10 protein-coding genes and 1 pseudogene are annotated in these 10167 nt (G+C 69.7%); 8 read left to right on the top strand and 3 right to left on the bottom strand.

Annotation, left to right across the window (positions count from 1 at the left end):
• The 6 genes from APM_RS05860 to APM_RS05835 form a co-directional block, all read left to right on the top strand.
• On the top strand, positions 1-1399 hold a 1399-nt coding region (locus tag APM_RS05860; protein WP_007422434.1), incomplete at its 5' end, for a hypothetical protein.
• A gap of 2 nt (positions 1400-1401) precedes the next feature.
• The gene (locus tag APM_RS05855) at positions 1402-3540 is read left to right on the top strand and encodes a hypothetical protein (protein WP_007422433.1); all 2139 of its coding nucleotides are present in this window, start codon (positions 1402-1404) and stop codon (positions 3538-3540) included.
• A gap of 5 nt (positions 3541-3545) precedes the next feature.
• On the top strand, positions 3546-3899 hold the full coding sequence (locus tag APM_RS05850) for a hypothetical protein (protein ID WP_007422432.1): 354 nt from the start codon (positions 3546-3548) through the stop codon (positions 3897-3899).
• A gap of 16 nt (positions 3900-3915) precedes the next feature.
• Complete coding sequence (locus APM_RS05845; protein ID WP_007422431.1) at positions 3916-4155, top strand: hypothetical protein; 240 nt, start codon at positions 3916-3918, stop codon at positions 4153-4155.
• The gene (locus APM_RS05840) at positions 4143-4538 is read left to right on the top strand and encodes a hypothetical protein (RefSeq protein ID WP_012040121.1); all 396 of its coding nucleotides are present in this window, start codon (positions 4143-4145) and stop codon (positions 4536-4538) included. The genes APM_RS05845 and APM_RS05840 overlap by 13 nt, the downstream gene beginning before the upstream one ends.
• On the top strand, positions 4535-4840 hold the full coding sequence (locus tag APM_RS05835) for a hypothetical protein (RefSeq protein ID WP_012040122.1): 306 nt from the start codon (positions 4535-4537) through the stop codon (positions 4838-4840). The genes APM_RS05840 and APM_RS05835 overlap by 4 nt, the downstream gene beginning before the upstream one ends.
• Here the strand turns inward: APM_RS05835 and APM_RS05830 are convergent.
• The 3 genes from APM_RS05830 to APM_RS05820 are packed head-to-tail and all read right to left on the bottom strand — an operon-like array spanning position 4810 to position 8854.
• Positions 4810-6993 carry an RNA degradosome polyphosphate kinase gene (locus APM_RS05830; RefSeq protein WP_007422428.1) on the bottom strand — a complete coding sequence of 728 codons (2184 nt, stop codon included), beginning with the start codon at positions 6991-6993 and terminating at the stop codon, positions 4810-4812. The genes APM_RS05835 and APM_RS05830 overlap by 31 nt on opposite strands.
• Positions 6994-7023: 30 nt before the next feature.
• Positions 7024-7737, bottom strand: a complete 714-nt coding sequence (locus APM_RS05825) for a DnaA ATPase domain-containing protein (RefSeq protein ID WP_007422427.1) — start codon at positions 7735-7737, stop codon at positions 7024-7026.
• A 22-nt stretch (positions 7738-7759) separates the two neighbouring features.
• The gene (locus APM_RS05820) at positions 7760-8854 is read right to left on the bottom strand and encodes an AI-2E family transporter (RefSeq protein WP_012040125.1); all 1095 of its coding nucleotides are present in this window, start codon (positions 8852-8854) and stop codon (positions 7760-7762) included.
• Positions 8855-9008: 154 nt separating this feature from the next.
• Here APM_RS05820 and purM point away from each other — a divergent pair, with 154 nt between their 5' ends.
• Both purM and APM_RS23075 read left to right on the top strand, forming a co-directional pair.
• A complete protein-coding gene (purM, locus tag APM_RS05815) occupies positions 9009-10079 on the top strand; it encodes a phosphoribosylformylglycinamidine cyclo-ligase (RefSeq protein ID WP_007422425.1) in 1071 nt (356 codons plus the stop codon).
• Positions 10076-10167: pseudogene (locus APM_RS23075) on the top strand (phosphoribosylglycinamide formyltransferase); the annotation flags it as partial. The gene purM and the pseudogene APM_RS23075, both read left to right, overlap by 4 nt.

Here is a 10167-nt window from a genome sequence, read left to right as displayed (position 1 = left end):
GGGGCAGGGACTCGCCGCGCCGGGAGCCACGAATTCGGCCAGCACCATCGGCACGGGCGACTTCGTCGCGATCTGGCAGAATGGCGCCAATGCCTGGGTGTCCTATGAAAAGCTGGTGGGCGGGCAGACGATCGACCAGCTGCCGGCGGCGGGACCGGCGGCGGATTCCGACCTGATGCTGGTCGCGCAGGGCGGCAACGCGCTGGCCAGCCAGAGCTTCGCGGCGATCTGGACCTATGTGGCGCAGAAGATTCCCACCATGCGGCGGCAGGTCGTCGAGCTGAACGGCAACACGGTGCTCGACGCGACGACGCACAACCAGCGGATTCTGGTGGTCAGCCAGCCGATTACCCTGACCGCCAATTTCACCAATATGGGCAGCGGCTTCACCTGCCGGGTGATCAACCTCGCCTCGGGGCCGGTGAAGATGGGCACCGGCATCACCTCGGGCACCGGGGTCGGCGCGTTGCCGCCGGGCACCGCGGCGGAACTGACGGCGCTGACCTATTCCGGCGGGTCGCTGGTGTGGTGGGATGGTATCGCGATGCCGACGCCGACGATCACGGTGAACGCCCCGGGTACTCCGCTCGCGAATGCCGCGTTCACGGTGAGCGGTGACCTGTTCGACGAGACGCCCACGGCGCTCGATTATTCGACCGACGCGACGACCTGGACGGCGGCGGCTGCGCCGACGATCGGCGCGGGATCCTACTCGTTCCAGATGCCGGGACTGCCGGCAGGCACCTACACGATCGCGGTGCGCGACCATAATGCGACCGGCGTGGTCGGCCGAAGCGCGCCGTTCAGCGTGGTCGCCGCGGCGGTTTCGCTCGGGATCGTGCCGGCCAGCGCCACGGCTGGCGGCAATATCGCGGTGAGCGGCGCCGTGGCCCCGGCGGGGGCGGCGGTGCAGGTGGGGCTTTCGGCGAGCGCGACCACGCCCCCGGCAAGCTTCGTTGCCGCGACGGTGAGTGGCGGCACCTGGTCGGCCACGCTGCCGGCGGGCAGTGCGGCGGGAACCGCCTATCTCTGGGCCGAACAGACGGCGGATACGGCGGTGACGGCGGTTTCGGGCGCGATCGCGGTGACGGCCGCGACGCCCTCGGTGACCTATACGGTCAACCAGCCGGCGACCACCTCGGTCGCTGCCGGGTCGGGCACGCTGGCGCTGAACGGCGGCATCAGCCCGGCGCAGGCGATCGCGACTCAGGTGGCGTTCTCGACCTCGGGCACCACGCCGCCATCCAGCGGCTGGCAGGCGGCCTCGATCATCGACAACAATGGGCTCTGGGCGGTCTACGCCACAATTCCGGCAACGGCGGGGGCCTATTACGTGTGGGTCGAGACCGCGACGGGGCAGGCGGCGGTGGTGTCCGGCTTCACGATCACGGTGACCTGAGCATGAACCTGATTTCGGTACGCCCGGCCGCGCCGCTGCGGAACGGAACGGGGCGGCTGTTCGCGCGCGCCCAGACGGCGGATTCGGTGCCGGCGGGGAGCGCCTTCGCCGGCCCGACGCCGGCCTCGGTCAGCGGGCTGGCCGGCTGGTGGGATGCCGGCGCGCTTGGCGCCGTGCTGGATGCCAATGGCAATCCGCTCGTCGCGTGGAATGCGCCGGCGGCGGCGCTGGCCGACAAGTCCGGCAACGGGGCGACGCTCCTGCCGTTTCACATTGCGGCGGATACCGCGCCGGCGACGATGATGGCGGTGCCGCGGGTCAACGGGTTTCTCGGCGCGGCAGGCAGTCCGGACCCGGCCATCGCGCAGTACGGGCCGACGCTCGATCCGGACTGGGGATTGTCGCTCGCGCGGTTCGACCTCGGCAGCGGGGCGGCGTGGACGCTCTATCTCGTCTGGACCCGGCCGAACTGGCGGCAGGGCACGATCGAGGTCGACAATGCGCCGATCCCGCTGATCCATGCGATGGCGACGGGAACCACCATCATCGAGGCCGGCGGGCCGGGTGGCGGCGGGCTGACGCTGTTTCCCGGCACGGCGGCGAGCCGCGGCATCACCGCGACGATCGAACGGCGGCACACCCATGCGCTGATCCTGCGCAACACGCCGGGGACGGGCGTGGATGTGTGGCTGGACGGCGCGCAGGTGGCGAGCGGCGTCGCAAATCCGTTGCCGGCGTCGGCGGCGGGCAATGTGCTGCTGTTCCACGACAATACGGTGCAGGGCTCGGCGCAGTGCTGGTTTCACGAGGCGGCGTGCTGGACCCGGGCGCTGGATGCCGTGGAGGTCACGACCCTGGTGGCCGCACAGGGGCGGTGGGTGCTGGGGGCGCGGCGGGGCGTCAACCTTCTGGTGATGGGCCAGTCGAACGCCGAGTGGTTCGTGCAGGCGGGCGGGGCGCTGGCGCTGGCGCAGGGCGTGGCGTGGTATCTGGGCGCGGCCGCCTGGGCGGCGACGTCGCTGCCGGCGGGGAATGTCGTCAGCCCGGCGCGGTATTCCATGATTGCGGGGCATCCGGTGTCCAACTCCTCGCCGCCGCTGTTCCCGCCCGGGGCGGCGAACGGCACGTTCCTGACCAATCCTGGGGACGGGTCTTCGCCCGCGACCTGGGCGCTGGGGCCCGACGGGCAGGCGCTTTCGGCCTATCTGACCGGCTCGCAGGCATTGGTCCCGGCGGTGGACGAGGCCGATATCGCCTTCCTGCTCTGGCCGTGGAGCGAGCAGGACAGCACGATGCCCTATGCGAACAAGACGCTTTACAAGGAGAGTGTCAGCCGGCTTGCGGCGCTGACGCGGCAGATGCTGGGGCGAAGCGCCGCCTCGCTGCCGCTGCTGCTCTGGAGCGCCATCCCCTACGAGACCGATCAGGGTGTGCAGATGGTGCGCGAGAGCGTGCTCGACCTGTCGCTCGACCCGGCCGGGAACGCCGTGATCTTCGTGGCGCAGACGGCGGATTCCAATCCGCTGAACGCGACCTGGGACCCGGCAACCGGCCTGTTTTCCGGTGGCGATCCGCAGCATCGGGACCAGCCGGACCTGCTGCGTTATGGCCGGATCGGCGCCCATGCGGCGGCCCGGGCGGCGCTGGCGATGGGGCTTTCGGACTCCATTCCGGCGGCGGCCGTGCCGGCAAGCGGCCTGCCGGTCGCGGGCGGGCCGTCGATCACGCATGCGTATCAGGCGGCGCCAGACCAGGTGGTCGTGACCATCCGGCACGACGCCGGCACCGATCTGCGGGTGAACCTGCAGGCGGCAAACGGGGCGGGGTTCGCGGTGATGGACGGTGGCACGGTGGCGAACCCGGGGCCGATGATTCCGGCCACCGCCGCCTCGCGCGTCGATGCGACGCATGTGGCGGTGACGCTGCAGCGCGCGCCGGTAAGCCCGGCGGCGTCGTGCCTGCTCTACTATCCCTATGGCAGCACACAGATCGGCCGGCGCGATGCGGTGACGGACAATCTCTCGAGCCTCGCGCCGCCGGCCGGATGGTCGATGGCGGCGGATCTGGGAGCGGCTTTTGCAATCGACATGCCGCTGCAGGCGACCGCCTACGGCGTCCCGCTTTCGACGACGCCGGGGTAAGCGCCATGGGAGAGGATACGGTCACGTTCCTGCGGGACGCTTTGGGCGACCTGCGCTCGGAGGTTGGCCTGTTGCAGGCGGAGATCGCCTCGGCGCGACGCGATATTGCCGCGATCGAGGCAAGGCACCTCGCGCTGGAGGCCTGGCGCAACCGCTTCGAGTTGCAGGTGGCGGGCACGCAGGAGCGGTTCATCGACAAGTCCGACGAACTCGTCGACGCGTTCGCGCGGTTCCGCTCGGAGCTGGCGCAGTTCCGTGGCGAACAGTCGGGCAGTCATCGGGTGATCATGGTGGTGATCGGCGTGATTTCGGCGGTGATCGGCAGCGTTGCCGATCACTGGCTGCGTTTCGTCGGATGACAATGGAGGGGATCTGATGCGTCGCTTTCTCCACGAGATAGTCTCGGATGCCGCCGGGCGGTCGGACGGGATGGCCCTGCTCTCGGTGCTGGGCGTGCTCAGCTACATCTGCCTCGGCGTCTTCGCCGTGGTGGTGCGTGGCCAGCTCTTTGCGCCCGAGGCCTATGGGATGGGGCTTGGCTCCGCGATCGCCGCGGGGGCGTTTGGCATGGGTCTGAAGGCCCGGTTCGGGGGCAATGCGCGATGCCAGCCGTGATCCTTCCGCTGCTGAGCCGGTTCGCGCCATGGATCCTGGGTGTGGTGCTGCTCGCCGGCCTGCTGCTCTATGGCTGGCACCTCGAGGCTGCGCTGCGGGCGGCGCGGGCCGAGGTGCGGGGCGGGCAGGGGACGATCGCGCGGCTGATGGCGACGAATTCCGAGAACCGCGCCGAACTCGCGCGGCTGACCGCCGATGAGACGGCCTGGCAAACGGCGCTGACCACCGCTGCGGCGGCGGATGCGCACGGCGTTGCGCTCTCGCAGCGGATTCTGACGGCGGTGGCGGCAGCGCCGCCGACACAGGATGGCGCGGTGGCTCCGGTGCTGGCCGGCGCACTCTCGCAGCTTGCGGCGGCGCAGGGCGGGAGGGCGAAACCATGACCGCGCGGGGTCTCATGCTGGCGGTGGTGCTGCTTGCGGGATGCGCGGCGCCGCCCCCGCAGGTCGTCACCCGGATCCGGGTCGTCGAGCCGCGGATTCCGCCGTCGCTGCTTGCATGCCCGCCGGCCCCGGCCGTGCCGCTTGTGCAACGGCAATCGCAGGTGGCGAACTATGTCGCGGAATTATGGGAGGCGGGCGAGATCTGCCGGAACCATCTGGCGGCGGTGGCCGGCGCGTTGCGACCACATCCCGTGCCGCCGGTTGTCACCCATCAATCGTTGGTCAGGAAGGTCTTGCGATAGCGGATCTGGTCGCGTTGCTGCTGGGTGAGCGGGCCGCGCAGCGCCGAGCCGCGACCCGACAGGGACGGATTGGTCATGAAATATTCATGCGCCGAAACGGGCGGATCGCCCGGCAGGACCCTCGTCCAGACGCCATCGGGTCCGAGCGTCCAGGAATCGACATCGTCGCGCAGGTCGACGGCCATGATCTGGTCGAGCACCTGGGCGTGGACGGTGGGGTTGTGGATCGGCACGAAGGTTTCCACCCGCCAGTCCATATTGCGGGCCATCCAGTCCGCGCTGGAGATGAAGACCTTGTTCTCGCGGTCGGGCATCCGCGCGCCGTTGGCGAAGACGGCGATCCGCGCATGCTCGAGGAAGCGGCCGATGATCGACTTGACGCGGATGTTTTCGGAAAGGCCGGGCACGCCGGGGCGAAGGCAGCAGATGCCGCGCACCACGCAGGAAACCGGGACGCCGGCGGCCGAGGCGCGGTAGAGATGGTCGATCAGCCGCTCGTCGACCAGCGAATTCAGCTTGAGCCAGATGCCCGACGGGCGGCCGGCGCGCGCCGCCTCGATCTCGGCGTCGATCAGCGCGGCGATGGCGCGGCGGGTCGTGATCGGGCTGTAGACGAGCTGGTCCATCTGCTCGGGCCGAGCATAGCCGGTCATGTAGTTGAACAGGCGGGCGGCGTCGCGCGTCAGCTGCTGGTCGCAGGTGAAGAAGGACAGGTCGGTATAGATGCGCGCGGTGATCGGGTGGTAGTTGCCGGTGCCGAAATGCGCGTAGGCGCGCATGGCGCTGCCCTCGCGCCGGACCACGAGCGAGAGCTTGGCGTGCGTCTTCAGCCCGAGAAAGCCATAGACGACCTGCACGCCGGCAGCCTCGAGCGCGCGGGCGAGGCGGATATTGGCCTCCTCGTCGAATCGGGCGCGCAGCTCCACCATGGCGGTGACGCTCTTGCCCGATTCCGCGGCTTCGATCAGCGCGCCGACGATGGGAGAGTCGCGGCTGGTGCGGTAGAGCGTCTGCTTGATCGCGACCACGTTGGGGTCGGAGGCGGCCTGGCGGAGGAACTGGACCACCACGTCGAAGCTCTCGAACGGGTGGTGGACGATGATGTCCTTGTTGCGGATGGCGGCGAAACAGTCGCCGCCGAAGTCCCGGATGCGTTCGGGAAAACGCGGCGTATAGGCAGGGAAGAGCAGTTCCGGACGGTCGTCGACGATCATTTCCTTCAGATCGACGAGGCCGAGCATGCCGGGTTCGACAAAGAGCTGGTCCTCGGGCGCCTCGACCTCGTCGATGACGAGGGTGCGCAGGTCGTCCGGCAGGTCGGCGGCAAGGGTGAGTTCGATCGCGGCGCCCCGGCGGCGGCGCTTCAGCGCGGTTTCGTAGGACTGGACGAGATCTTCAGCCTCTTCCTCGAACTCCACATCGGTATCGCGGCAGACGCGGAACAGGCCGGAGCCGGCGAGGCGGAAGCCGTGGAACAGCCGGTCGAGGAAGAGGATCACCAGATCCTCGAGCTTGACGAACCGGATCGTCGCCGGTGACGGATCGGGCAGGCGGATGAAGCGCCGGATCTGCGCGGGCAGCGGGATGAGCGCCCGCATCACGCCGGAATCCTCCTGGCGGATCAGCTTGAGCGCGAGCACGAGGCCCATGTTCTGGACGAAGGGGAACGGGTGCGCGGGGTCGATCGCGAGCGGGGTGAGGACGGGGAAGACCCGCTCCATGAAATGCTGGTCGAGAAAGGCGCGGTCGGCCTCGTTCAGCTCGTGCGGCGCGATGATGGTGAGGCCGGCGCCGGCCAGTTCGGCGAGCACGGTGCCGAGCACGCGCTGCTGGGTCTCCATCAGGGCGCGGGCGCAGCGGTTGATTTCGCCGAGTTGCTGGGTGGGCGTCAGACCATCCGACGAACGGAGGGCGAGGCCGGCGCGCGCCTGGCCGATCAGCCCGGCAACGCGGACGGAATAGAATTCGTCGAGATTGGAGCCGCTGATCGAGATGAATCGCAGCCGTTCCAGCAGCGGATAGCGGGGATTTTCGGCGGCGGCGACGACGCGCGAATTGAATGCCAGCCAGGATAGCTCGCGGTTGATGAAGCGGTCGGAATCGCCGGCCGGCATCGGCTCGGAGGCTGTTCGGGGCAGGGTTTCCTGGTCCATGCCGGCAGTCTGCCACGAAAGGCCGGCCGACTAAAGCAGAGACATGATCGCGGCGGGCGGCGCCTCGGCGGGCGGAGGGGGTTCGAGGTCGTTTTCCTCCGGGTCGGCGAGCTCGTCGAGCAGCCGTTCGGCGAGGCGGCGCGACGGCGCGGTGCCAAGGGCGAGGGCGTAGCGGTCGAGCCGGGCGATGGCTTCGCGCAGCACCGCGGGGCGGCGCGGCAGCCTGGTCAGCAGGAACTGGTGCAGCGCCGGCGGCAGGCTCATCTGCCGCGCGGCGGCGAGGCGGTGCAGCAGGGCGTCGAGCAGTTCAGGTTCGGCCGGCTCGATCCGGATGGTCAGGCTGGCGCGCAATCGGCTGGCGAGATCCGGCGGTTCGACCGGCAGCCGCGCCGGCGGTGTGCGGCAGGTCATCAGCACCGGCACGGCGGCCTGGGTGGCGCGTTCAAGGGTTGCGAACAGGGCGAGTGGGGCTGCTGCGGCATCGATATCCTCGATGAGCAGCGGCGCCCCCCCGGGGCTTGCCGGTGTGCGCAGGCGGGCGGCGTCAAGCCGCGTCGCGCAGGTTCGGGCGGCCCAGATCCAGGCGAGGTGCGATTTGCCGCTGCCCGCCTCACCCCAGAGGACCAGGCGGCGATTCACCCAGTCGCCCGGTGCGGCGAGCGCCGCGCGGGCGGCGGCATTCGACGCCGCTTCGATGAAATCGGCCAGCGCGAAGCGTTCGGGCTCGTCGAACGGCAGGGCCATCTGCCGCGGCTCGTATCCGGCGCTACGCACTGTGCCGCGGCGGGTCGAGATAGAGCGGGCTCTGCAGGTAGTGGCGCAGCCAGAACCGCGCGAGCACGCCGAGCGTCGCGGTGACCGGCACGGCCAGCAGGACGCCGAGGAAGCCGAACGTCTCCGCCCCGGCGAACAGCGCGAAAATCACCCAGACGGAGGACAGGCCGAGCCTGTCGCCGAGAAAGCGCGGTGCGACCACATAGTCGTTCAGCAACTGGCCGATGACGAAGATGCCGCCGACGACCAGCACGTGGTCGAGGCCGCCGAACTGGCCGAGGGCGAGCACGATCGAGGAGACCGCGCCGACGATGGTGCCGACATAGGGAATGAAGGACAGCAGCCCGGCGGTGAGACCGACCACGAGGCCGAGGTTGAGACCCGCGAGCGTCAACGTGGCCGCGTAGAAGACGCCGAGAAACAGGCAGCATATCGCCTGGCCACGCAGCCAGGCATTCAGGATCCGGCTGATCTCGCGCGCGAGGTTGCGGATCACGCTTTCATATGAGCGAGGCAGCCATGAATCGAGCCGTCCCATGACCAGCGGCCAGTCGCGCAGGAAGTAGAACGCGACGATCGGCGTGATCACCAGAAGGGTGAGGATGTTGAACAGCGCAAAGCCGGTTCCCAGCACCTGGCGCGCCGCCGAGCCCGCGAAATTCACGATCGCTCCCGCCTCGTTGCTGACGAGGGACTGGAGCTTGTTCGAGACGAAGCCGGAGCCGAATCGTGCCTGGATGAGGCTGATCTGATGGGCGGTAAATTTCTGCAACCCGGCGATCATGCCCGGCAACTGCTGGGCGAGCAGGCTGATCTGTGCCGAAATCAGCGGATAGAGCAGCAGCGCGCAGAGGCCGACGCCGGCGATCATCGCGAGCAGCATGATGATTGCCCCGAGGGATCGGGGCAGGCCCAGCCGGTGCAGGGCGGAGACCGCAGGGTCGAGGAAATAGGCGATGCCGGCCGCCGCAACAAAGGGCAGCAGGATCGCCGAGAACAGGCGCAGGAACAGCACGAGCAGCAGCAGTCCTGCCGCGATCCAGCCGAAGCGCTGCCAGCGGAAGCCGGTTCCGGTCATGTCGCTCATGGGCGGGGTCGGCCGTCCGAGTTGCCTTGCAGGTCGCGCTGTGGTGATAACCGCGCCATCGCGATGGCCGGGGTTGGCCCGGGGGGCGGCCTGGTGCCGCTGTGCAGGGTGGCCGAAGCATCCATGAACCGAGACTAGCGCATCGGAGGCGGGCATGACCAGCAAGGACGACGGCAAGAGGCAAACCTATCGTGCCGCCGGCGTGGATATCGAGGCGGGCGACGCCCTGGTCGAGGCCATCAAGCCGCTGGCGAAGGCGACGACCCGGGCCGGCGTGGTCGGTGGCATCGGCGGTTTCGGCGCGCTGTTCGACCCCCGGGCGGCGGGGTTCACCGATCCCGTCCTGGTCGCGACGACCGACGGCGTGGGCACCAAGCTGCGGCTGGCGATCGATACCGGGATTCACGATACGGTCGGCATCGACCTTGTTGCCATGTGCGTCAACGATCTGGTCGTGCAGGGGGCGGAGCCGCTGTTCTTCCTCGATTATTTCGCGACCGGGCGGCTCGACCCCGCGATTGCGGCGCGGGTCATCGCCGGTATCGCCGAGGGGTGCCGGCAGGTCGGCTGCGCGCTGACCGGCGGCGAGACGGCGGAAATGCCGGGCATGTATGGCGCGGGGGATTACGACCTTGCCGGCTTCGCGGTCGGCGCCGCCGAGCGCGGTCGCCTGCTGCCCGAGGGTGTCGCGCCTGGCGACATCCTGCTCGGCCTGCCCAGCACTGGCGTGCATTCCAACGGGTTTTCCCTGGTCCGCCGGATCATCGAAACCGCCGGGCTTGGGCTTGACGCCCCGGCGCCCTTCGCGCCTGGGCAGACGCTCGGCGCCGCGCTGATGGCGCCGACGGCGCTTTACGTCCGCCCGGTGCTGGCGCTGGCGCGGGCGGGGCTGCTGCGCGCCGCCGCGCACATCACCGGCGGCGGCCTGCCCGGCAATCTGCCGCGGGTGCTGCCCGAGGGCACCTCGGCGGTGATCGACCAGCCTTGGCCGGTGCCGCCGGTCTTTTCGTGGTTGGCGCGGACCGGCGATGTTGCGGCGGCGGAGATGTTGCGCGTGTTCAACTGCGGGATCGGCATGGTGCTGGTGGTCCGTCCGGCGGACGAACCGGCCGCGCGGGCACTGCTGGCGGAAACCGGGATCGAGTCACACCGCCTTGGCCGTATCGCCAGCGCGTCCGGAACGCCGGAGGTGACGATCGAGCGGGCGGACGCACTCTTCGCATGAAGCGCCGCGTCGGCATCCTGATTTCGGGGCGCGGCTCGAACATGGAGGCTCTGGTTGCCGCGGCGGCGGCGGCGGACTTTCCGGCCGA

Source organism: Acidiphilium sp. PM (assembly GCF_000219295.1).
GTDB lineage: Bacteria > Pseudomonadota > Alphaproteobacteria > Acetobacterales > Acetobacteraceae > Acidiphilium > Acidiphilium multivorum.
Note: the sequence above shows the minus strand (reverse complement) of the source record. Positions and strands in the feature narration are given on the sequence as shown.

Bases quoted from the DNA above. Each gene is read 5' to 3' on its own strand.
- APM_RS05855 (WP_007422433.1), top strand. From the start codon at position 1,402: ATGAACCTGATTTCGGTACGCCCGGCCGCGCCGCTGCGGAACGGAACG.
- APM_RS05850 (WP_007422432.1), top strand. From the start codon at position 3,546: ATGGGAGAGGATACGGTCACGTTCCTGCGGGACGCTTTGGGCGACCTG.
- APM_RS05845 (WP_007422431.1), top strand. From the start codon at position 3,916: ATGCGTCGCTTTCTCCACGAGATAGTCTCGGATGCCGCCGGGCGGTCG.
- APM_RS05840 (WP_012040121.1), top strand. From the start codon at position 4,143: ATGCCAGCCGTGATCCTTCCGCTGCTGAGCCGGTTCGCGCCATGGATC.
- APM_RS05835 (WP_012040122.1), top strand. From the start codon at position 4,535: ATGACCGCGCGGGGTCTCATGCTGGCGGTGGTGCTGCTTGCGGGATGC.
- APM_RS05830 (WP_007422428.1), bottom strand. From the start codon at position 6,993: ATGGACCAGGAAACCCTGCCCCGAACAGCCTCCGAGCCGATGCCGGCC.
- APM_RS05825 (WP_007422427.1), bottom strand. From the start codon at position 7,737: ATGGCCCTGCCGTTCGACGAGCCCGAACGCTTCGCGCTGGCCGATTTC.
- APM_RS05820 (WP_012040125.1), bottom strand. From the start codon at position 8,854: ATGAGCGACATGACCGGAACCGGCTTCCGCTGGCAGCGCTTCGGCTGG.
- purM (WP_007422425.1), top strand. From the start codon at position 9,009: ATGACCAGCAAGGACGACGGCAAGAGGCAAACCTATCGTGCCGCCGGC.